The organism is Comamonas sp. C24C (assembly GCF_053345995.1).
Map to the genome: position 1 here is coordinate 125,266 of NZ_JBKFBC010000003.1, position 22,606 is coordinate 147,871.

21 protein-coding genes and 1 pseudogene are annotated in these 22,606 nt (G+C 62.9%); 13 read left to right on the forward strand and 9 right to left on the reverse strand.

Translation table 11 applies throughout. The features are described from left to right. The 3 genes from cobA to ACLBXN_RS07500 form a co-directional block, all read right to left on the reverse strand. On the reverse strand, positions 1-781 hold a 781-nt coding region (cobA, locus tag ACLBXN_RS07490), incomplete at its 3' end, for a uroporphyrinogen-III C-methyltransferase (RefSeq protein ID WP_447611696.1). Between the two features lie 10 nt (positions 782-791). Next, complete coding sequence (gene ybiB, locus ACLBXN_RS07495) at positions 792-1,796, reverse strand: DNA-binding protein YbiB (RefSeq protein WP_447611697.1); 1,005 nt, start codon at positions 1,794-1,796, stop codon at positions 792-794. Positions 1,797-1,854: 58 nt separating this feature from the next. After that, positions 1,855-2,802 carry a LysR substrate-binding domain-containing protein gene (locus ACLBXN_RS07500; RefSeq protein WP_447611698.1) on the reverse strand — a complete coding sequence of 316 codons (948 nt, stop codon included), beginning with the start codon at positions 2,800-2,802 and terminating at the stop codon, positions 1,855-1,857. A gap of 131 nt (positions 2,803-2,933) precedes the next feature. Here ACLBXN_RS07500 and ACLBXN_RS07505 point away from each other — a divergent pair, with 131 nt between their 5' ends. From ACLBXN_RS07505 to tsaD, 7 genes are all read left to right on the forward strand, one after another. Continuing rightward, entirely contained in the window at positions 2,934-3,983 is a 1,050-nt protein-coding gene (locus ACLBXN_RS07505) for a zinc-dependent alcohol dehydrogenase (protein WP_447611699.1), read from the forward strand. Then, the gene (locus ACLBXN_RS07510) at positions 3,980-4,699 is read left to right on the forward strand and encodes a hypothetical protein (protein WP_447611700.1); all 720 of its coding nucleotides are present in this window, start codon (positions 3,980-3,982) and stop codon (positions 4,697-4,699) included. The genes ACLBXN_RS07505 and ACLBXN_RS07510 overlap by 4 nt, the downstream gene beginning before the upstream one ends. Before the next feature lie 50 nt (positions 4,700-4,749). After that, complete coding sequence (locus ACLBXN_RS07515; RefSeq protein WP_447611852.1) at positions 4,750-5,718, forward strand: Bug family tripartite tricarboxylate transporter substrate binding protein; 969 nt, start codon at positions 4,750-4,752, stop codon at positions 5,716-5,718. A 133-nt stretch (positions 5,719-5,851) separates the two neighbouring features. Further along, entirely contained in the window at positions 5,852-6,898 is a 1,047-nt protein-coding gene (locus ACLBXN_RS07520) for a porin (protein ID WP_447611701.1), read from the forward strand. A 165-nt stretch (positions 6,899-7,063) separates the two neighbouring features. Further along, a complete protein-coding gene (locus ACLBXN_RS07525; protein ID WP_447611702.1) occupies positions 7,064-7,774 on the forward strand; it encodes a DUF937 domain-containing protein in 711 nt (236 codons plus the stop codon). A 155-nt stretch (positions 7,775-7,929) separates the two neighbouring features. Further along, the gene (locus ACLBXN_RS07530) at positions 7,930-8,385 is read left to right on the forward strand and encodes a CBS domain-containing protein (protein ID WP_043004812.1); all 456 of its coding nucleotides are present in this window, start codon (positions 7,930-7,932) and stop codon (positions 8,383-8,385) included. 86 nt (positions 8,386-8,471) lie between these two features. Further along, complete coding sequence (tsaD, locus tag ACLBXN_RS07535) at positions 8,472-9,512, forward strand: tRNA (adenosine(37)-N6)-threonylcarbamoyltransferase complex transferase subunit TsaD (protein ID WP_447611703.1); 1,041 nt, start codon at positions 8,472-8,474, stop codon at positions 9,510-9,512. 55 nt (positions 9,513-9,567) lie between these two features. Here tsaD and wrbA read toward each other — a convergent pair whose 3' ends face one another. Then, positions 9,568-10,170 (reverse strand): NAD(P)H:quinone oxidoreductase, encoded by a 603-nt coding sequence (gene wrbA, locus ACLBXN_RS07540; protein ID WP_447611704.1) that lies wholly within the window; start codon positions 10,168-10,170, stop codon positions 9,568-9,570. A 275-nt stretch (positions 10,171-10,445) separates the two neighbouring features. Further along, entirely contained in the window at positions 10,446-10,829 is a 384-nt protein-coding gene (locus ACLBXN_RS07545) for an Hsp20/alpha crystallin family protein (RefSeq protein WP_447611705.1), read from the reverse strand. A 91-nt stretch (positions 10,830-10,920) separates the two neighbouring features. On the opposite strand from ACLBXN_RS07545, the gene ACLBXN_RS07550 reads away from it, so the two are divergent. Next, positions 10,921-12,213, forward strand: a complete 1,293-nt coding sequence (locus ACLBXN_RS07550; RefSeq protein ID WP_447611706.1) for a branched-chain amino acid ABC transporter substrate-binding protein — start codon at positions 10,921-10,923, stop codon at positions 12,211-12,213. Between the two features lie 886 nt (positions 12,214-13,099). Beyond that, the gene (locus ACLBXN_RS07555) at positions 13,100-13,672 is read left to right on the forward strand and encodes a fimbrial protein (RefSeq protein ID WP_447611707.1); all 573 of its coding nucleotides are present in this window, start codon (positions 13,100-13,102) and stop codon (positions 13,670-13,672) included. 543 nt (positions 13,673-14,215) lie between these two features. On the opposite strand, the gene mltB is transcribed toward ACLBXN_RS07555, so the two are convergent. The 4 genes from mltB to ACLBXN_RS07575 form a co-directional block, all read right to left on the reverse strand. Further along, a complete protein-coding gene (mltB, locus tag ACLBXN_RS07560) occupies positions 14,216-15,358 on the reverse strand; it encodes a lytic murein transglycosylase B (RefSeq protein ID WP_447611708.1) in 1,143 nt (380 codons plus the stop codon). A 4-nt stretch (positions 15,359-15,362) separates the two neighbouring features. Beyond that, positions 15,363-17,474: a transglutaminase family protein gene (locus ACLBXN_RS07565; RefSeq protein ID WP_447611709.1), complete on the reverse strand. Its 2,112-nt coding sequence runs from the start codon at positions 17,472-17,474 to the stop codon at positions 15,363-15,365. Positions 17,475-17,556: 82 nt separating this feature from the next. Beyond that, complete coding sequence (locus ACLBXN_RS07570; RefSeq protein WP_447611710.1) at positions 17,557-18,618, reverse strand: DUF58 domain-containing protein; 1,062 nt, start codon at positions 18,616-18,618, stop codon at positions 17,557-17,559. 31 nt (positions 18,619-18,649) lie between these two features. Continuing rightward, entirely contained in the window at positions 18,650-19,570 is a 921-nt protein-coding gene (locus ACLBXN_RS07575; protein WP_343678178.1) for an AAA family ATPase, read from the reverse strand. Positions 19,571-19,606: 36 nt separating this feature from the next. On the opposite strand from ACLBXN_RS07575, the gene ACLBXN_RS07580 reads away from it, so the two are divergent. The 4 genes and pseudogenes from ACLBXN_RS07580 to ACLBXN_RS07595 all read left to right on the forward strand — a co-directional run. Further along, entirely contained in the window at positions 19,607-20,566 is a 960-nt protein-coding gene (locus ACLBXN_RS07580; protein ID WP_043004825.1) for a histone deacetylase family protein, read from the forward strand. Between the two features lie 21 nt (positions 20,567-20,587). After that, on the forward strand, positions 20,588-21,364 hold the full coding sequence (locus ACLBXN_RS07585) for an enoyl-CoA hydratase (RefSeq protein ID WP_447611711.1): 777 nt from the start codon (positions 20,588-20,590) through the stop codon (positions 21,362-21,364). A 386-nt stretch (positions 21,365-21,750) separates the two neighbouring features. Then, positions 21,751-22,500 (forward strand): electron transfer flavoprotein subunit beta/FixA family protein, encoded by a 750-nt coding sequence (locus ACLBXN_RS07590; RefSeq protein WP_012839288.1) that lies wholly within the window; start codon positions 21,751-21,753, stop codon positions 22,498-22,500. Between the two features lie 14 nt (positions 22,501-22,514). Next, positions 22,515-22,606, forward strand: a pseudogene (locus ACLBXN_RS07595) (electron transfer flavoprotein subunit alpha); the annotation flags it as partial.

The following is a 22,606-nucleotide window of genomic DNA, read 5'->3' on the forward strand; positions in this document are numbered from 1 at the left end:
GCAAGGCCTGGGGCTGGTTCTGCCAGGCGGCAATACCCTGGACCACATCGCCGACGACGATGATGCTGGGGCTGCCCAGCTGATGGTCGGCAATGCTCTGTGGCAAATCCTTCAGAAAGGTCAGCGCATGGCGCTGCTGCGGCAGGCTTGCATGCTGGATCACGGCCACGGGCGTACTGCCGGGCAGACCGCTGAGCAGCTCACTGCTGATGCGCTCGACGCTGCTCACACCCATATAGATCACCAGCGTCAGCTTGGCCGCATGGGCCGTGGCGGCGATCTGGCGCCAGTCGGGGCCGCTGTCGCCGGGCTTGGCATGGCCGGTCATGAAAAGCACGCCGTGCGCGCGGTCGCGGTGGGTCAGCGGGGCGCCCAGGCTGGTCAGGCCCGCGAGACCGGAGGTGATGCCGTTGATGACATCCACCTCGATACCGGCCTGACGCAGATGTTCGACCTCTTCGCCGCCACGGCCAAAGATGAAGGGGTCGCCGCCCTTGAGGCGCACCACGCGTTCGCCGTCCTGCACGGCCGCAATCATGAGCTTTTCGATAAAGGCCTGGGGGGTGCTCTTGCAGCCGCCGCGCTTGCCCACATAGACCACGCGGGCCGAGGGCGAGGCGTGGCTCATCACACCATCGCTGACCAGATCGTCGACAAACAGCACGCTGGCTGCGGCAATGGCCTTGGCGGCCTTGATGGTCAGCAGCTCGGGGTCGCCGGGGCCGGCACCCACCAGGGTGCACGAGCCGCGCTGATTGGGGTTGTGGGAAATGGCAGTCATTGTGGGGGTCTCAGTCGGGGCTGCGGTTATAGGCTTGCAGTGCGGCGCGGCTGGCGGCAGCGTCGGCATCGGTGACCTGCATGGCCTGGTGCAGGGCTTGTATCTGTTCCAATTGTTGCGCGATCGGCGCCGGCACAGGCAACTGGCCGTTCAGAATGTCCAGCGTCAGCCGGGCTGTCTGCTCGGCATTCAGATCTTGTTCCGGGGCACTGACCTCGGTGCCGGATGCGAGCTGGCTGCTGTGCAGAGAAGAACGCTCAAAGCAGATTTCTCCGGCAATCACACCCGTGCTCACGGGTTCGCGGTGGGGGGCGGCCACGGCTTCGCCTTCCGTGCCGCGCACCAGCAGCGCACTGGTCGCGCGCAGGGCCAGCGTCTGGAGCATGGGCTGGGCATAGGCCGGGTGGGTATAGCTGGCCAGCACCAGCCCGGACTGCGCGGTGCTGCTGCCATGGATGGGGTCCAGCAGTTTGACGATGCTGTGCGAGGGGTTGCGCAGGCCCATCTGGCGGCGAATCTGCAGCAGCCGATCCAGCGGCGCCAGCAGGTGACGGGTCTGCATCCAGACCTTGTCGCCAGGCTCCAGAGCGACGGGGCGCTCGATGGCTGTCCAGCCCAGCTGCCGCCATACCTCGGCCGTGCCCAGGCGCTTGTCCTCGGTATGGCTGCCGTGAACCAGCACCGGCAGGCCTTGTTGCGCCAGCAGACCTGCCAGCAGTGGCGTGAGATTGGCCAGCTTGCGCGAGCCGTTATAGCTGGGGATGACGACCACGGGCAGGGCTTTGTGAGCCTGCGGCCACACGGGCAGACGTTGCTGGGTGGCGTCGAGAAAGCCTGCCAGCTCTTCGGCGCTTTCGCCCTTGAAGCGCATGGCAATGCAAAAGCCGCCCAGCTCCAGATCGCTGACCTTGCCGTCCAGCACCTGCCCCATCAGATCGCAGGCCTGGGCCCGCGAAAGAGAGCGCGCGCCCTTGGTGCCGCGACCGATTTCCTTGATGTAGTGGCTGATGCTCATGATTACCGTAATTGTCGCTATAAAAACCATGAGTTGTCAGACGATTTGGTTATATAAATCAAACCGGCTGTGGTCGGAAAACCGTCGCTCCCTGTTGCGTCAGCTGTGCAGCCAGGGCCTGTAGCTGGGATTGCGCAAGCTGGGCGACAAGGTCCAGCATCGGGTTGCTCTTGAGCGCATCCGCAGACGCCAGGACGGCGAGCCGGCTGACCTGGCGCGAAGTCCGAAGCGGCCGGAACACGATCTGCTCGCGGTGGAACATCGCGAAGGATGCCGGCACGATGGCCACACCCAGACCGCAGGCCACTAGCGCCAGCACATTCACCAGCTGACCGGCTTCGTGGCGTATCAGCGGAGTGAAGCCGGCCTCGGCGCACAGCGCGACCGTGCGGTCGAAGTAGTCGGTGTCCTGATAGCGGGTGAAGCCCACAAAGGGCTGATGCACGGCAGCCTGAAGATCCAGCATTCCACTGCCTCCGGCCAGAGGGTGCGAGGCGGGCACTGCCAGGCAGTAGGGGTCATCGATGCTGGCCAGCTCAAGCTTGTCGGCCTCCCTGTGCCCGGGGCGGGCAAAGCCGAGTTCCAGCTCGCCGTGGCGCAAGGCCCGTTGCTGCTGCGAGGAAATCATTTCACGGGCTTCGATCTGCACCTCACAGCCGGCCTGTGCCACAGCCCGCAGCAGGCCGGGCAGCAGTGACTGCATGGCCGAGGGAACCAGCCCCAGGCGCAGCACGGTCTGGCTGCTGCGCTCTCGCTCGCGCGCGCGCAAGGGGGCTTGCTCGGCACGCGCCAATATGACGCGCGCATCTTCCAGCAGCGACTCGCCCGCAGCGGTGAGCTGCATGCCGCGCGGCAGGCGGGTGAAGAGCTGCGTGCCGACCTCGTCCTCGAGTTGCTTGAGTTGCTGTGACAGCGGCGGCTGGGCGATGAATAGCTTGCGGGCCGCCCTGCTGACGTTGCCCTGCTCGGCAACCGCCACGAAGTAGCGCAGATGTCTCAGTTCCATGCCTGAATCAATCCATATTTCAAAAGTATGGTTTTTATATTAAATCAGTGTTGGACATATGAATGAAGGGCGGCAACACTGCCGATCCTGTTCGTTCTGAGATGCATGTCCACGCATGCATTGCCTGTCTCATGCAAGCCTTGCAAAAAACCGAGTCCGCCAAGGGACTGAAGCTCAACGAGGTCGACATGCCGTCGCCTGCCGCAGGTGAGGTGCTGCTGCGGGTTCATTCCACCGGTGTCTGTGGCACGGATCTGCATATCGATGCCTGGACGGCGAGCTATCACTTTTTGCAGGCCGCACTGCCGGTGACTATTGGTCACGAGTTCAGCGGCGAGATCGTGGCCAGAGGCGAGGGGGCCGAGCATCTGCCTCTGGGGCAGTTGGTGGCCGTGCGGCCTTCGGTCACCTGCGGCAAATGCCCCAGTTGCAGTGCCGGCGACTTCGATGCCTGCACCACCCGCCGTGGCATCGGCGTCATGCGCCATGGCGGCTTTGCCGAGTATGTGGCCGTGCCCCTGCGCAATTGCGTGGCGATTCCACACGGGGTGGACCCCGAGGTTGCGGCATTGGCCGAGCCGCTGTCGGTGAGCTTCGAAGCCGTGCGCACGGGCGATGTCCAGCCCGGCGATCGCGTGCTGATCCTGGGGCCCGGCAATATCGGCCAGGGCATTGCGCTGTTTGCGCGTGCCGCAGGGGCGGCCCAGGTGGTGGTTGCCGGCCATGGCGATGCCGCGCGGCTGGAGGTCCTGCGCTCCATGGGGTTCGAGGATTTGCTGGACTTCGAGGGGCAGGACATCGACGAAGCCCTTGCCGCCTATACGCAGCAAGCTCTCTTTGACGTGGTGATCGAAGCCACCGGGGCGGCGGCAGTGCTGGCGCCGGCCCTGCGTGCACTCAAGACCCACGGCGTGCTTGTGATTGCCGGCATTCACTCAGCCCCCGTGCCGCTGGATCTGACGGCCCTGGTACGACGTCATCAGCAGCTGCGCGGCTCCTATCGCACGCCGGAGCGCTGCTGGCTGGAGGTCGTTGAATTCATGCAGACCCATCAGGATCAACTGCGCCTCATGATCACCCACCGCGTGCCGCTTGCGCAGGCCGGGCAGGGTTTTGACCTGGCGCGCGCACGGCTGGCGAGCAAGGTACTGATTCAACCCGGCGCGGGTTCTGCATCATGAGCACCGCTTTCCTGGCCTTGTGGAACGACATCGACCGGCCCGACGCTCGCGCAGAATACGAGGCTTGGCATGCTTTCGAGCATGTTCCCGAGCGCGTGGGTTTGCCAGGCTTTGTCTACGGCCATCGCTATGTCGGCGCCTGCGGATACTTCACGCTCTACGGTCTGGTGTCTCTGGCGGCCCTGGACTCGGCCGAGTATGCGGATGTGATCGCCAATCCCACGCCCTGGTCGGCACGCATGAGGCCGCGCCTGAGTGCTTTCATGCGCAGGCCCTGCATATTGCCGGTCCAGGCTGGAGCATCCAGCGGTGCGGCGCTGACGACGCTCAAGGCCGTCACCACCGATGTACAGGCCTGGGCCGCGCACGCAGCCCGCTGGGCGGAGCAGGCGGTGCAGCAAGGGCGTCTGCTGCGGGTCATGGCGGGTGTGGTGCCTGTGGAGCGTTCCTTGCACTACCCCGTGGGCGGCGAGCGCATTGCCGAGCAGGCCCAGGGGGAAGTCACGGTGGTCATGCTGGCCGAGCATCTGGACGGAACGGCATGCACACAAGGTGCCCAATGGTGGGCCGACCAAATGCAGGCGCATCACCTCGAAACGCCTGCACAGCAGGCTTTTGGCCTGCAAACCCGGGTGTACCGTTCGCAGCTGGCCCTGCCCGCCAGCGGACGCCTGCCACCGATGATGGAACTGATGGCTGGATACGCCGATTGTTGATCCGAGACTGAGACCGAGATTCTGGAGACATAAAGATGACAAAAAAATCGATGCCCGTGCGCCGGGCTGCCCTGCTGCTGTGCGCCGCTGCCTGCCTGCCCTTGGTGGCTCAGGCCCAGGGCAAGGCTGACTGGCCCACCCGCCCCATACGTCTGATCGTCGGCTATGCCAGCGGCTCTTCGCCCGATGTGCAGGCCCGCCTGCTGGCAGAGCCCCTGACCAAGGCCCTGGGGCAGCCTGTGGTGGTGGAGAACAAGGGTGGGGCCAGCGGCAATATCGGTGCTGACGCCGTGGCCAAAGCCGGCGACGGCCACACCATAGGCGTGATCGGCAACGGCCCGCTGACCAGCTCCAAGTTTCTCTACAGCAAGCTGCCCTACGATCCGATCAAGGATCTCGCACCGCTGGCCATGATCGGCTCGGCCCCTCTGGTGCTGGTGGCTCCCAAGTCCATGGCAGCGAATGCAGGGGCTTATTTCAAGGCGCTCAAGACCGGGACCCAGGGCAACTACGGCTCGGTGGGCACGGGGTCAGGCGGCCACCTGGGCGTGGAGCTGATCAAGGAAGCCATGGGCCTGAATCTGCAGCATGTGCCCTATAACGGCGGCCCGGCTGTGGTCAACGCCTTGATGGGCGATCAGGTGCAGATGGCCTTGCTGCCGGCCTCCACCGTCATGCCATTGGTCCAGTCCGGCAAGCTGGCCGCCCTGGCCGTGAGTTCCAGCAAGCGCAGCCCATTGGCGCCCGGTGTGCCGGCCATGCCCGAGATTGGTGCCGGCAATGTGGACATCGAAGTCTGGAATGCGGTCATGGCACCGACTTCCATGCCCGCCGAGCATCGCGCCAAGCTGGCTGCGGCCTTGGAAAAGATTCTTCATGCTCCCGATATCCGCAGCAAGCTGCTGGCCCAGGGCTGGCGCATCGATGACACCAGCGCCGCCTCGCTGGCCAGGCGCATCGAAAACGATGCACGCATCTACGCCAGCCTGATCACGCAAAAGAACATCCGCCTCGAATGAGCGCGGCCGGCGCCATCTGAGGCGCCGGACTTCCACACGGCATCCCCGCAACTGCGGCGGATGCCGCTGTCAGCGGCTCGACAGCGGCAGGAATCTGCTGCGAGGCCCATCCATTATTAAAAAGAGAGACTTCATGACATCCTTGCAATCGGGAGGCTTGGCCGTGGCCGCTGCCTTCATCTCCACATGCTCGCTGGCTCAGGCTCAGACCGCTGCGCCCGCCACATCCCAGGTCACGCTGTACGGCGTGGTGGACATGGCCGCCGAGTCGGTGTCCACCGGCGCGGGCCGCACCCTGCGTGCGGAAAGCGGTGTCCTGGCGGGCTCGCGCTGGGGCGTTCGCGGCTCCGAGGATCTGGGCGGCGGCCTGCGTGCGCTGTACGTGATGGAAGCAGGACTGAATGCCGATACCGGCGAGCGCGGTCAGGGCGGGCTCGCCTTTGGTCGACAGATCTTTGTCGGCATGGGCGGCGATTGGGGTCAGCTGACGGTGGGCCGCCACTACACCACGTTTCATACCTCGCTGGCTTCCTATGCCCTGACGGGCCTGATCTGGGGCAATGCCGCCAACTATTTCCGTGACGGCACGGTGCTGCGCGCCGACAACTCGCTGCGCTTTCAGTCGGCTTCCATGGCAGGACTGGTGGTGCGGGGCATGTACTCGTTCGGGGAGAACGCCGGCACCAATGTGGGGCGCCAGTTCGGCGGCTCGCTGGACTACACGCGCGGCCCCTGGAGCCTGGGTGCTTCGCTGTGGGAGCGTCGCACCACGGCCCAGAACACCGACCGCTATCGATTGCTGGGCGGCTCCTATGACTTCAAGGTGGCCCGGGCGGCCTTGCTGCTTTCCACCCGGGAAGATGATCTGCCGGATGCAGCCAGCAAGCGCGGACGCTTCTTTGAAGCCAGCATGACCATACCGGTCAGCACGGCGGGGCAGGTGCTGCTGTCCTATGGGCAGTTCCAGGGGCGTGCACGTGCGAACAGCGATGCCCGTGCCCTGAGCGTGCGCTACGACCATGCGCTGTCCAAGCGCACCAAGCTGTATGCGGGTGTCTCCGCAATCCGCAACGAGGCCGACGCCGCATTCACCATCAACAGCGCCAGCAATGCCGGGCCTTCGGTTCCCAAGGGCAGCAAGCCGCGCTCGCTGCTGGTTGGCATCTCGCACTCCTTCTGAGTCAAGCCGTCACAGGACGCTGCGGCCTGCAGGAAGCCCTGTCCAGGGCGCAGGCCGCCTCAATGGTCTATAGCCCGGGAGGGGCTTGCGTAGTGAATGAACATTGATCACATTTCGGGACACAGGGCGCGCGTAACATGTGCGCTGTTTTTGAGGAGTGTTGAAATGACCGCGAACGCATCTTTGACCGACGAACTCATGGGCCAGCTGCAGGGCGCTCCCATGCAGGGCCTGGCCCAGCAGCTGGGCATCGACTCCGTGCAGGCCGAGCAGGCCGTGGGTGTGGCGCTGCCCATGCTGTTTGGTGCGCTGGGCCAGAACACGGCTGAGCCTCAGGGAGCTGCCGACCTGTTCGGTGCGCTGCAGCGCGATCACAGCAGCGCCAATGGCGCGATGGATATGGGCGGTCTGCTGGGCGGGCTCGGTGGCCTGCTCGGCGGAGCGGGCGGTGGCGCCGCTGCGGCTGGCGGCCTGGGTGGGCTGGGCAGCATTCTGGGCTCGGTGCTGGGGGGCGGCTCCGGTGCCGGCAACTCGCAGCTGGATGCGGGCGCCATCCTGGGCAATATCTTTGGCGGTCAGCAACAGCAGGCCGAGTCCCGGCTGGGTCAGGCCACGGGCCTGGGTGGCAATGCAGGTCAGTTGCTGGCTCTGCTGGCTCCGCTGGTGATGTCTTTCCTGGCCAATCGGGTCCAGACGCAGGGCATGGGGGCTGGCGACCTGGGCAATGCGCTGGATCAGGAGCGTGGCCAGATCCAGTCGCAAGGCGGCATGGCGGGCGGCATCCTCGGTAGCCTGCTTGATCAGAATGGCGACGGCAAGCTGGATGCCGGAGATTTGTTCAAGCTGGGCGCGGGTCTGCTGGGCGGTCGGCGCTGAGCCCTGGATTGGGTGACAGTATCAAGGCAGCTTTGGCTGCCTTTTTTTGTTTTTGTATACGGGCATAGCCTGATTGCCGCAATGCAGCAGGATTCTCACACTGGTCATGTCGTCATGCGTTTTGCATGACGGGCCGATCCAGAAAGGAGAACCAGATGACGACCGTCGCCGAAATTCTGCGCGCCAAGGGCAACAGCACTATCTACAGCGTTTCTCCCTCCGACACCATGCTGGCTGCGCTGCAGCTCATGGCGGAAAAAAGCATTGGCGCGCTGCTGGTGCTTGAAGGTGGCGATATCGCCGGTATCGTGACCGAGCGCGACTACGCGCGCAAGATCGCGCTGCAGGGCCGAAGCTCGGCCAGCACGCGTGTGGACGAGGTCATGACGCGCAAGGTGCATTGCGTGCTGCCGCGTCAGACCAGCGAGGAGTGCATGTCGTTGATGACCAGCAATCGCATGCGCCATCTGCCCGTGATCAACGAGACCCGCGAGCTGCAGGGGCTGATTTCGATTGGCGACATCGTCAAGGAAATCATCTCGGCCCAGCAGTTCACGATCCACCAGCTGGAGCACTATATTTCCGGGACACCCAATGTGAATCAGCCCTAGGCTGCTATGAATTGAATAGTGAAGGCGGGCAGGGCTAATGTCCGCCTTTCCTGCATCTGGAGGGCGCAAGTTCTACACTTGCGGCCATGAGTTTGCTGATCCTGGGAATCGAATCCTCTTGTGATGAAACCGGTGTGGCCCTGGTGCGCACGCCGGACGGCCAAGGTGTGCCCACCTTGCTGAGCCATGCGCTGCACAGCCAGATTGAAATGCACCGCGCCTATGGCGGCGTGGTGCCCGAGCTGGCCAGCCGTGACCATATTCGCCGCGTGTTGCCGCTGACCGAGAAGGTGCTGGCCGAATCCGGGGAGCAACTCGACAATGTCGATGTGATTGCCTTTACGCGCGGCCCAGGCCTTGCCGGCGCTTTGCTGGTCGGCTCCGGTGCGGCCTGTGCCATGGCGGCCGCGCTGGACAAGCCCGTGCTGGGCGTGCACCACCTCGAAGGCCATCTGCTCTCTCCCTTTCTCAGTGCCGACCCGCCGGAGTTCCCGTTCGTGGCCTTGCTGGTCTCGGGTGGCCACACCCAGCTCATGCGTGTGGACGGCGTGGGCGAATATGAAATCCTGGGTGAAACCATCGACGATGCTGCGGGTGAGGCTTTCGACAAATCGGCCAAGCTCATGGGCTTGCCCTATCCGGGCGGTCCCGTGCTCTCGAAGCTGGCGGAGAGCGGCGATCCTCAGGCCTTCAAGCTGCCTCGCCCCTTGCTGCATTCGGGTGACCTGGACTTCTCGTTTGCCGGCCTCAAGACGGCTGTGCTGACCCAGGCCAAGAAGCTGGGTGACGAGCTGGAAGCGCGCAAGGCCGATCTGGCCGCCAGCACGCAGGCCGCGATTGTGGATGTGCTGGTCAGGAAAACCATGGCGGCACTCAAGCAGACCGGCATGAAGCGGGTGGTGGTGGCGGGAGGTGTGGGAGCCAACAGGCAGCTGCGCGAACAGCTCAATGAAGCCTGCGCCAAGCACAATATCCGCGTGCATTACCCCGAGCTGCATCTGTGCACCGACAACGGCGCCATGATTGCCATGGCTGCCGCCATGCGCATACAGGCAGGACGCGAGCAGGCACTGCATGAATACGCGTTCGATGTGAAGCCGCGCTGGCCGCTGGATTCGCTCAGGTGAGTCCGTACAGTAAAAAAGCAGCCCAGGTGGCTGCTTTTTTCATGGCTGCCTGCGCTTATCCGGCAAGCTTCACGGCCAGTTTCGCTACGTTCTGGCCCTGGTAGCGGGCAATGTTCAGCTCGTCGGGATGAGGCTGGCGCGAACCGTCGGCGCCCGCAATCGTCGATGCCCCGTAAGGCGAATTTCCGCCCTTGACCGCGCTCAGATTGGTCTGTTCGGGCAACGGATAGCCCAGCGGCACGATGATCATGCCGTGATGTGCCAGCGTCGCCCAGGTAGTAGTGGCCGTCATTTCCTGGCCACCGCCGGTGCCGGTCGAGGTGAAGACGCTGCCGATCTTGTTGATCAAGGCCCCCTTGACCCAGAGACCGCCGGTCTGGTCGAGAAAGCTGCGCATCTGGCCCGGCATGTTGCCAAAGCGCGTGGGTACGCCAAACAGGATGGCATCGTAGTCGGCCAGCTCGGCTGGGGTGGCGACCTCTGCGGCCTGATTGGCCTTGCCGCCTGCGTTCTTGAAGACATCCTCGGGCATGGTTTCGGGCACGCGCTTGATGGTGACCTCGGCACCGCTGACGCTGCGCGCGCCTTCGGCCACGGCCTGAGCCATGGTTTCGATATGACCGTACATGGAATAGTAGAGAACCAGCACTTTTGCCATGGGTGAATTCCTCAAACGGATTGGAAAGCGGTGCGGCAGTGGCGCACCCGACTGAACCCACAGTGTAGGAATCGAAGATGGCAGCGCGACATGCGTCGGCAGCCGGTGCCTGTAGGCCGAGGCGCCGAATCGGCTCACCTCCCGGAATCGGCCATGCCGTTGACATGAAAAAAAGCCCGCAACGCCTTGGCATTGCGGGCTTGTGCTTTCCGGTCGGCCCCGCTAAGAGGAGATGGAAGAAAGGATGAGGCAGACCGGTAGGCGAAAAGCAGCGCTTATTCGATGCTCAGCGTAACGGCCTTGCTCTGGGGCTCAAGCTTGGCCAGGGTCAGCGTGAGCACTCCATGCTCGAGCTTGGCCTTGCTGTTGGCTGCGTCGATTTCATGGCCCAGATCCCAGGTGTATCTGACTTGGCGGGCAGCGCCTTCCACGCTTTCAAGCTTTGCGACAGAGCCTTCCAGCGAGAGTTTGAGCTGCTCGCGTGCCAGACCAGGCACATCCAGGCTCAGCGTGGTGAACTTGTCATCGCGGCTGACCTGAACCTGGCGTTGTACGGGGCTTGCAGCGCCCATGGTTTCCTGCAGAAAACGCTGCAGGGCCAGGTCGGCAGCGCGAGGGGATGCAAAGGTATTACGGCTCATCACAGGGGCGAAGAACATGGTGTTTAACTCCTTTAAACTGCGCGGCTTGCGTTGTTGCCGCTTGACTCATAGGTAGGTGGTGGCAAGCGCATTTCAAGAGGTTTTTTTGATGAATAAATTACGCCGTGATGCCTTGAAATACCTGCAGTTGCCACTACTATGCGCGCCGTTCGGCTTTGCTGGCGCTGTGGCGGCGGCAGCCAGGGCCGGGCTCGCGCAGCCTGTCAAGCTGGCATTGGTGGAGAGCCTTTCAGGTCCGTTTGCAAACACGGGCGAGGCCGTGTTCCGCAACCTGCTGTGGGCGACCGAGCGGGTGAACGCGCGTGGTGGTGTGCGCTTGGCCGACGGTATGCATGAGCTCGTGATAGAGCGCTATGACAGCAAAGGCCAGAATGAAGAGGCGCTGTCGGCGTTGCGCTCAGCCATAGACAATGGTGCGCGCATCATCATGCAAGGCAATTCATCGGCCACGGCGGCAGCGCTTCTTGACGCCATCGACAAGCACAACAGCCGCGACCCTTCGCGCCGTGTGCTGTATCTGAACTACTCGGCCGTGGACCCGGCACTGACCAACGAGCGCTGCAGCTTCTGGCATTTCCGTTTTGATGCCCATGCCGATATGCGCATGGCGGCGCTGATGGAGGTCATCAGGGACGACAAGGCCGTGCACAGCGCCTATCTGATCGGGCAGGACTATAGCTTTGGCCAGGCCGTGCTGCGCGAGGCCAGGCGCCAGCTTGCCGTGCAGCGCCCCGATGTGCGCATCGTGGGCGACGAGCTGCACCCTGTGGGCCGCGTCAAGGACTTTGCGCCTTATGCGGTCAAGATCAAGCAAAGCGGTGCCCAGGCCGTGATCACTGGCAACTGGGGCAACGATCTGATGCTGCTTGTCAAGGCTGCGCGCGAGGCCGGCTACGAAGGGCGTTTCTACACCTTCTACGGCAATGCCCTGGGCGCCCCGGCGGCCTTGGGTGATGCCGGTGTGGGCAAGGTGCTGGCCGTGGCCGACTGGCTGCCCAATGTGCCCACGGCAGAGAGTCGGGCCTTCTATCAGTCCTTCCGCCAGCGCTTTCCCAAGCCTCAGGATGACTATGTGCATATGCGCATGCAGCTCATGATCGAGGCTCTGGAGCAGAGCCTCGAAAAAGCGGGCAGCACGGACACCGTCGCCGTGGCCCACGCCATGGAGCATGCCAGGGTGCAGATGGCGGGCCGTTCGGGCAGTATGCGGGCGGCAGACCACCAGTTTCAGCAGTCGCTGGTGGTGGGCATGATGGAAAAACAAGGCAGTGCCGGCGTGGACTTCGATGTGGAAGGCTCGGGCTACGGCTTCAAGGTCGTGCGCGAGATTGCGGCGGCCAGGGCCGAAATGCCCGGTCAGTGCCAGATGAAGCGCTTCTGAATCGTTGGAATGCTACTGAATGGGTAGCTACTGACGTATGCTGGTAAAGCGATTGAATCCAATTTGATTCAATTTTCATGGCTCAGACGGACTGCCTGATCAGTTTGGCCTGACGCACCTCGCGCCATCATTGCTCATCGACGGCGCATGCGGCGCTGGGTGACGAAGCGCAAGCCCTCGTTGTTCGCGATGTACTTCGTGGGGGCGGCGCTGCCGTTTTTTCATCCCGATCAATGCCTGTGAACGCTCATGGCTGTCGACGGCAGCGCGCATCTTCCCCTTCTGTGCAGGGATTGATTTGGCAGCATCGACGTTGCCGGATTCCCCCCTTGGCGCGTGTGTTGATTGCGTGGCTGGCGAAGCAGTCTGCGACCGAATCCACGCATCAATGGTGCCCTTGAACAGTCCCTGCGAGCGCCGCCGCCAAAGCCGGGTCTTTACACGGTTCTTGCACATATCTCAATCGAAGCCTGCGTCTGTGAAGAGCCCTGTGCGGCGAACGGATTTCAGATGTCGCACAACGGTGAAGCTCATTGACTTGCTTCAAGTGCGCGAGTCCCTCGGCAAAGGCGGCGCAAGTCTGTCAGCCTGCAGGGCCCTCCTTGCGCTGCACAAGATGCATCGGCACCGTCGGATTGAGTGGGCAAAGTTCGGATTCTTGACCGCGAAAGTCAGCCTGAGATCAGGCAGCTATCTATTTCTCATCCCATTTTGATAACACTCAAGAAGCTTGTTGCAACTAATTACATCTGGCATTGGAGCGTGTTCATATTGGGGCCTTGATGCATGTTCATCTTGACGAGTGTGCTGTTTAGGGCGGCGCACATGAGTGACCGGGGGCGAGGTGATCCGTCTTCATCGATGCCTCTTTTAGGAGTTCTGACAAATGAAGAAATTTCTCCTTCGCAGTGCCATTGTTTCCATCCTCGGGCTGACGGTGGCAGTCCAGGCACAAGCCAGATCTTTTGGCGCTGCTGGTCTTATTAATTTCATGGGTTCGGTCACCACCGATTCATGCGTTCTGCGCGATAACAATGCAGTGCGAACCAGCGGCGGCATGACTTACAGCATGGGGTCAGTTTCTGTCCATGCATTGGGCACGGAAGCTGCTCCCACGACATCCGCCGGCGGCAGTATCACGGCACTGCCGGTCGACATGAATATGCAGCTGGAATGTCTGGAAGGCGTGGCTGTCGAGCTGACGTTGACTCCTGCCGTCGCCTCGGGCAAGGGTATTGGCTTGACCGGTGGCGTCCAGAACGTACAGATCATGCTGATGAATGGTTCGGAGCCTGTCGATTTCTCGGGCGGCAGCCAGACGATCAATGCCTCCATGACCCGCGGCAAAGCCAATATCCATATGAAAGCCTACTACACGCTGGTGGCAGGCCGCGCGGCGTCCAATGTGAGGGCCGGTACTGCCAACGGCACGGTCGGTTACATGATGAGCTATCACTAGATGTGGCCTGCGGCAGCCCATGATGCAGGCCCTGAAAGGGAGCTTGAACACATGCAAGCCGACAGCGTCAATCTTCCGGCTTTTGCGTCTGGTGTGCTTTGGTCGCTGTTGGCTACAGGCGGCCATTGAGTTGCCAGAGATTTTTGAGTCCCGGGATCACGAGTGCGATGGCATCGGCCGTTCCGGGAGCCTGACTTTTATGATTCCCGACGAGGCCAAGGCCGCAGCCAGCGTTTGCGCAACCCTGTCCAGCGGACGCTGGCCTGTAATGCAAGCCCTGGACCGGTTGCCAGCACCGCATCATCCGGGCATCCCGGTCCTCACCGGGCGGCACTACCGCTCTCGGCGTCGGCATCCTACGATTGCCGAATTGCGATCAGCCAGTGGGCTGCCGGTTCCGGAGCGTGCTTTAGCACAGCCATCCGCCTTCGCCAGGGAACAGCAGCCTGCTCCGTGCCAGAGCAAGCGCTGTGAAGGCAGAGGATTGCTTCTGAATTAATAGCTGTAATCGCTTTATGGTAAAGCGATTGATAAAGATGCTGCTTAGTTTCGTGTGGCCGCAGCGGTCTGGCTGCTCAGATAGGCATCATGCACCTCACGCCCCAGCTCTATCACCGACAGCGCATAGAACGCCGACCAGTTGTAGCGTGTGATGGCGTAGAAGTTCTCGGTGCCTGCGATGTACTCCGTGGGGCCGGAGCTGCCGTTCTTCAGCTCTATGAGCGCCAGTGGACGCTCATAGCTGTCGGCCCCGAGCACCCGCACTTCGCGTTCTGCCATCTGCGTGACCGTGAACGTGGGGTTGATATCGGGCGCCAGCAGGGTTGCCAGATTCTCGCCCTGGGCGCGCATGTCCACAGTAAACGCCGTCGGCAGGCCCGGCTTCCAGCCGTGGCCGACGAAGTAGTTGGCGACCGAGCCAATGGCGTCGGTGGCGCTGTTGAACAGGTCAATGCGACCGTCACCGTCAAAGTCGACTGCGTATTTGTCCCAGCTGGTGGGCATGAACTGACCCAGGCCCATGGCACCGGCATAGCTGCCGCGTAGGGTAAACGGGTCGCTGCCCGTGCGGCTGGCCGTGACCAGCACCTGCTCGAGCTCGCCACGGAAGTAGTCGCTGCGGGCCTGTGCACGAGGGTGGGCCTGCGGAAAATCCAGTGCCAGCGTCGCCAGCGCATCCATCACGCGAAAGTTGCCCATGTTGCGGCCGTAAATGGTTTCCACGCCGATGATGCCGACGATGATCTCTGCGGGTACGCCGAACTGCTGCTCGGCGCGCGCGAGCGCCTGGCGGTTGGCCTGCCAAAATTGCACGCCGGCGCGTATGCGTACAGGGTCGATGAAGCGGCTGCGGTACACCGTCCAGTTCTTCACAAAGGTCTTGCCAGCCGGGGTCATCAGGCGTGTGACCACGGGCAGATTGCGTGCCTCGCTCAGTTGTGCGCGCACCCAGTCGACAGGCAGATCGCGGCGGGTAGCGATTTCGTCGGCCAGTTGCATGGCGTCGCTCCGACCGGCATAGGCCACGGCCGTAGCGGCTGCAGCCGTGACGGCTGCTGCCGGTGCCGCCTTGCGGACGGCCTTTTTGGTCGGCGCGGCGATGGCGCCGGTGGTCAGTAGGCACAGGGCCAGAGCGCTAAGTGTTCTAGTGCTGAAACGATTGCTCTGATTAGGGTGGATGCTCATGTTTTTAATTCTTGATGGTTTGGGGCCAGCGTTGCTTCAGGATGGACCGCCAGCGCCGGCGCAAGGTCTTCAGTTCGTTGGCTTCGGTGCTGGAGGATGGTGCATAGCGTAGCCTCTCCATGTCCAGCAGCCAGTCGGATAAGGCCGCAGCCAGGGGCGCGGATGCTGATTCCTCGGCCCAGCACTCCTGCACGCGGCGCGAGAGGCTGCGCGCGGAATTGCTGGTGTCACTTGCAATGCCGGCGCGCTGCAGCCGCAGCCTGGCAGTGTGCATGAGCTGAGCCCAGCCATCGCGCTGCGGTCGTGTGGCGCGGGCCCAGATCAGCCACAGCAGCGCCAGGGCGCTCAAGCTGCCCGCCAGCAGGCGCAGCAGATCCGTCCAGCTCGGCGACTCGAAGCCCAGGCTCTGCAACAGATTGAGCTGACGGCTTTGGGTGTAGTTGATTACCCACTGGTTCCAGCGGTTGTTGACGGCCTCCCAGACGGCACGCAGCTTCTCCAGCGTGCCGGTATCGACGAAGTTGCCAACGGCACTGGCAAAGGCACCAGGGGGGGCACTCAGGCGCTGGAACTGGCCGACCCGGCTGGGTGCAACAGCGCCCGTCGGGTCCACACGGACCCAGCCTCGGCCGGCAATCCAGACTTCGGTCCAGGCATGGGCATCGCTGTTACGCACGGTCCAGTAGTTGTCCACGCTGTTGCGGTCGCCGCCCTGGTAGCCGGTCACGATGCGCGCGGGGACTCCCATGCCGCGCATGAGCACGGCAAAGGCTGAGGCGATGTGCTCACAAAAGCCTTGCTTGCTGTCGAACCAGAAGTCATCGGCGGTGTGGACGCTGTCCACCACGCCGGGCTCCAGTGTGTAGGTGTAGCCGCCGGTTTTCAGGCGTTGCAGGGCTGCTGCAATCAACTGGCCCGTGTCAGCGCTGGCACCTGACTGGGACCGCAACGCGGCCAGCAGCTGCTGGCCCAGGGCCTGTGTGCGCGGGTTGCTGCCGGCCGGCAGCTGCAGATAGCGCCTGAGCTCGGGCGTGAGCTGCAGCGGTCCATGGCTGAAGTCGAGATAGCTTTGGGCATCGACACGCAGCACATCGGTAATCGGGCGCCAGCTCAGCCACTGGAGGCTGGAGCTCATGCGCAGCCTGCCTACCGAGGCGCCGGGCGGAATCAGGGGTTCGGCCTTGGCGACGTCCAGCAGCGTCAGCCAGCGGCGCTTGCTGGGCTCGATCAGCATCTGATAGTGAACGGGCTCACCGCTCACGCGCAGCTGAGGCATGGTCATGGCGTCAAGCACAGGGTCGGCCTGCCAGTTGCGGCCATCGAACTGGCTGAGCACTGGGCCGCGAAAGTACAGGGTGCTGGCGGGCGGCTCCTGGCCTCCAGGAGTATCGAATCGGATGCGCAGGGCCACGCTATCGTCCAGAGCCAGCGCGGCGACTTCGCCCACACGCATGTTTTCGGACAGGCCCGAGCGGCCTGCCATATCGTCGGACGGTACGCCCCATAGCGGAGCCATGCGCGGAAAGAACAGAAACAGCGCCACCATCACGGGCGCGCCCCAGAGTGCAAGCCAGCTCGCGGTGCGCAGTGCCTGCATCAATGGCGGCTTGCCCGCCGTCATATGGGCGTTGACCAGGGCCGTGAGCAGGCCCATCAGTCCCAGGACCATGGCCACGGCGGTGGGCAGAGACTGGGAATAGAAAAAATTGCTGAGCAACACGAAGAAGCCCAGAAAGAACACCACCATGGCATCGCGCCGGGCGCGCAGTTCCAGCGTCTTGAGCGCCAGCAGCATGACGATCAGGGTCACACCGGCATCGCGGCCCACAATGGTCTTGTGCGTGGCCCAGGTGGCTGCAATGGCAACGGCCAGCGTGCCCGCCAGCACCCAGCGGCCGGGTAGGGGGGCGCCCGTCAGTGCCAGGCGTGCTCGCCATAGCAACAGGGCTGCGGCAAAGGTGCAGGTCCACCAGGCGGTGTGCTGGATCTGCGGCAGCATGATCCAGGCGATGACGGCGAGCAGAAACAGGGTGTCTCGTGCATCGCGCGGCAGGGCCGTCAGGCGCTGTCGCCAGCTGCCCTGTATGGGCCGGCCGAAGGTTGCGGTGTTCTTCATCGCCGGGCTCCCTCGGGATGAGGATTGGTCTTGCGGACGGGCAGTGACCACTCGCCGCGGAGAGCGTGGGTGCTGTGTTTTTTCATGGGCAGGCGGCCAATGCCTCGAGGCAGCGCGTGGTGTGCTGTGCACCGCTGGCCGGTGCGATCTCCTGGCCGCCCGGCAGGCGCAGGCCCCAGGTGCGGCCTTGCTGCTGAGCCATCAGCACCCAGGCGGCAAGGCGGGATAGACGCGCCTCATGGTCGGCCAGGCCGGTATGGCGCGCATCAAGCCAAAGCCGGTGATGGTGGGCCATGGGGCGGTCGCGGCTGACCAATTGGTGACCGCCTGCTGCAAAGGACTGAGCCGCTTTCTTCCACACCACCAGCTTGAGCGGGTCGCCATTCTGATAGCTGCGCACGCCATCGAATTCATCACCGCTGCGCACCTGGGCACTGCTGCGGCCGCCGGCTTCGGGACTGGCGGCTGGCAGCGGCGGGGCATGGGTTTCAGGTGCGGGGTAGACCCAGACTTCGGTTTGGGGCCTCCATAGAGCCCAGACGCGAAATGCGCCCAGCGGGTAGCGAGTGAGTATGGAGACGGCGGGCAGCTCCTGCCGGCCGCGGCGCGTGGGCATGAAGCTCAGCTGCACGGCGCTGCTGCCCTGCTCGGGGATATCGACCCAGGTCCAGGCATCAGAGTGATCAGCGCTTTGCCGGGGTTGGTGCAAGGCGAGGCCTATGCCCCAGCGGCGCGAGCGGCGGGCATTGTGCAGACTGATATGCATAGGGCAGGGTGCGTGGGCAAAACAGCCGCCCGATGCGTTGCCTTGCGAACCTGCGCCGCCGAGGCTCAGTTGCAGACCGCGCAGATTGCCATGGCCCACAACCATGCTGGCGGCAGCGCTGCCTGCTAACAGAAACGTGAGCAGATAGCCCAGATTGAGCTGGTAGTTGATGGCTGCTATCAAGAGCACGATCAGCGTGGTCAGCATGGCCCAGCCCGCGCGCGAGGGCAGGATGTAGACATTGCCCTGGGTCAGCGTGAGCTGGTCGCTGCGCGGCAGACGTGCAAACATCCACTCGCGCACCCTGGCGCGGGGAGAGAACCGCTGGCGGATATTGAATGCTTCTGGCTGTTTGCCCTTTGATGTCGGGCGCTTCATGCTGTGAAATTCATGGCGAAGTCCATCGGCATCAAGACAGCGCAACAGCCTGCATCATGGCGCGCACCTGCTCCACGGCACCACGACCGGCATGGCCTACGGGAACCAGACGGTGAGCAATCACCTGGGGCAGTATGGCCTGTACATCGTCTGGCGCCACATAGTCGCGGCCCTCCATCAGCGCGATGGTCTTGGCCGCACGCAGCAGCGCGATGCCTGCGCGTGGAGACAGGCCCTGGGCAAACCACTGGCCGTTGCGTGTGGCGGCAATCAGATCCTGTACATAGTCGAGCAGGGCCTCGCTGGCGTGCACGGCCAGTGCCGCAGCCTGCAACTGCTGCAGCTCCTGCTGGGAGATGACGGGCAGCAGCGCATCGGCAGCGGCGCGGCGGCCGTTGCCCGCGAGCAGCTTGCGTTCGGCGTCGCGCGAGGGGTAGCCCAGGCTTATGCGCATGAGAAATCGGTCCAGCTGGCTTTCCGGCAGCGCAAAGGTGCCCAGTTGCTCCAGCGGGTTCTGGGTGGCAATCACAAAGAAGGGGGCGGGCAGGCTGTGGGTCTTGCCCTCGGTGGTGACCTGGCGTTCCTCCATGGCTTCCAGCAGCGCACTTTGGGTCTTGGGGCTGGCCCGGTTGATTTCATCGGCCAGCAACACCTGGGCAAACACCGGCCCGGGGTGGAACACAAAAGCCTCTTGGCCGCGGTCGTAGATGGAGACGCCCGTGAGGTCGCTGGGCATGAGGTCGGCAGTGAACTGCACACGCGAGAACTGCAGGCCAAAACTGCGTGCCAGCGCATGGGCCAGGGTGGTCTTGCCTACACCGGGAACGTCTTCGATCAGCAAGTGACCGCCTGCCAGCAAACAGGCGACACCGTCTCTGACCTGATCCGGCTTGCCCTCCATCACCGTGTTAAGCTGACTCAAAAGCGCATTAATTGTGTTCTGTGCATGCATGGCAGAAACATATCCTAAATAAGCGATAGCGGAGACATGACTGTGGGCAAGACAGGTTATTTCACCCACCGGGATTGCTGGTTGCACGAGATGGGGCCGGGCCACCCTGAATGCCCGGCGCGGCTGGATGCGATAGAAGACAGGCTGCTGGTCAGTGGCGTGGGCGATGCGCTGGAGCGCTGCAATGTGCCGCTGGCCTCATTGGCCGAGATTGAGCTGGCGCATGATCCCATGCATATTGCCGCCTTGCAGGGCCTGACAGACAGGCTGGAGCAGGAACTGGCCGCCGGCGGGCCTGAGTACAGGCAGCTCGATACCGATACCTCCATCAACCGCCACACCTTCAAGGCCGCCTTGCGCGCTGCGGGCGCCACACTGGCGGCTACCGATGCCGTGCTGGCCGGAGAACTGGAAAACGCCTTTTGCAGCGTGCGTCCGCCCGGACACCATGCCACGCGCAACCAGGCCATGGGCTTTTGCTTTTTCAACAATGTGGCCGTGGGCGTCAAGTATGCGCTGGAGCGTCACCATCTCAAGCGCGTGGCCGTGATCGACTTTGATGTACATCACGGCAATGGCACGGAAGACATCTTGGCCGGTGATCCGCGTGTGTTGATGTGCGGCATCTTCCAGCACCCGTTCTATCCGTTCAGCGGCGACAAGGATCCGGCCTCCAACATGCTGAATGTGCCTGTGGCCGCATACACCAAGGGCATGGACATTCGCGAGATCATCGAGATGATGTGGATTCCGCGCCTCGAAGCATTCAAGCCCGAGATGATCTTCATCAGTGCCGGCTTTGATGCACACCGCGAAGACGATATGGGTCAGCTTGGCATGACCGAAAACGACTTTGCCTGGATCACCACGCGAATCAAGGACATCGCACGGCGCTTTTCCAAGGGCCGCATTGTTTCCTGCCTTGAAGGCGGTTATGTGATGGACCCGCTGGCGCGTAGCGTGGAGGCGCATCTGCGCGTACTGGCCGATATCTAGTCCGAAAGCAGGGAGACAGCGATGAGCGATTCCTTAGTGCAGCTGAGCCAGGACGAGCGCGGCGTGGCTCGCATCACTTTGAGCGATCCGCAGCGCTTCAACGCCTTGAGCAGCGAAATGCTCGCCGCCCTGCAGCTGGCGCTGGATGCCGTGGCCAGGGATGAGCAGGTGCGTGTGGTGGTGCTGGCGGCCGAGGGCCGGGCCTTTTGCGCAGGGCATAACCTCAAGGATATGGCGAGGCTCACGGAGCTGGCTTACTACCAGCAACTGTTCGCCCAGTGCAGCCGCATGATGCTGTCGATACAGAAGCTGCCGGTGCCCGTCATTGCAAGAGTGCAGGGTATTGCAACGGCTGCAGGCTGCCAACTGGTGGCTCAGTGCGATCTGGCCGTGGCCAGCAGCGATGCCCGCTTCGCCACCAGCGGTATTCAGTACGGCCTGTTCTGCTCCACGCCCAGTGTGCCCCTGGTGCGCAACATGCCCATCAAGCAGTCCATGGAGATGCTGCTGACGGGCGAGTTCATCGATGCGCAGACGGCTCTGCACTACGGCCTGCTCAATCGTGTGAGCGAGCCCGAGCGGCTCGATGCTGCCGTGGAGAAACTGGTGGGGGCCATTGTGAGCAAGCCTCGTACGGCCATCAGAATGGGCAAGGAGCTGGTCTATCGCCAGCGGGAGATGGGCCTGGAGTCGGCCTATCAGCTGGCGGGCCAGACCATGGCCACCAATATGCTGGATGCCGACGCACAGGAAGGCGCCCAGGCTTTTCTCGAGAAGCGCAAGCCTGGCTGGTCTTGAAGCCTATGCCATCGTCCGCCGGGCTGACTGATCTGCATGGATGTTGCAGCCGTGCATCTCGGTCTTGTGCTTCAGGCCCGTCCATTTGAACGACGAGGCTGCTTTCAGGCGGTGTTACCGTGACACTTGTCTGAATGCAGGCATGGCGTTGATGGGCTCAATTCCTAGGTATTACCCTGATTGGGCTCATCTGATACCCATGATTTCGCATGGCTTGTGCATAAAATAGAACGGTCGTTCTTTTTGTGTCAGTCCGCCTGCGAAGGTTGCTGCACAGTTCTCCGGGCAGATTGTCTGGAAAATTGTGCAGAGAGTGTTGCAGTGCCGCATAAAATGAATCCAGTTTACGTAAACGTCAATGCAGTAATCATTAAGGAGCCGCAGCAATGAAGGTATTGGTCCCTGTCAAGCGCGTGGTGGACTACAACGTCAAGGTCCGCGTGAAGTCGGACGGCACGGGTGTGGACATCGCCAACGTCAAGATGAGCATGAACCCCTTTGACGAAATCGCCGTCGAAGAAGCCGTGCGCCTGAAGGAAAAAGGCGTGGTCACCGAAGTCATCGCCGTCTCCTGCGGCGTGGCCCAGTGCCAGGAAACCCTGCGCACGGCCATGGCCATCGGTGCCGACCGCGGCATTCTGGTCGAGACCGATGTCGAGCTGCAGCCCCTGGCCGTGGCCAAGCTGCTCAAGGCCCTGGTGGACAAGGAGCAACCCGGTCTGGTCATCTGCGGCAAGCAGGCCATCGACGACGATGCCAACCAGACCGGCCAGATGCTGGCGGCCCTGGCCGACCTGCCCCAGGCCACCTTCGCCTCCAAGGTTGAAGTCGCTGGCGACAAGGTCAACGTGACCCGCGAAGTCGACGGCGGCCTGGAAACCGTGGCCCTGTCCACGCCTGCTGTCATCACCACCGACCTGCGCCTGAACGAGCCCCGCTACGTCACCTTGCCCAACATCATGAAGGCCAAGAAGAAGCAGCTGGACACCTTCAAGCCCGAGGACCTGGGCGTGGACGTGACGCCTCGCCTGAAGACCGTGAAGGTCTCCGAGCCTGCTAAGCGCGGCGCTGGCGTCAAGGTGGCCGATGTGGCCGCTCTGGTCGACAAGCTGAAAAATGAAGCCAAAGTGATCTAAAGGAAGAACGACAAATGACTTCTCTCGTTATTGCAGAACACGACAACGCTTCGATCAAGACCGCGACCCTGAACACCGTGACGGCTGCCAAGGCCTGCGGCGGTGA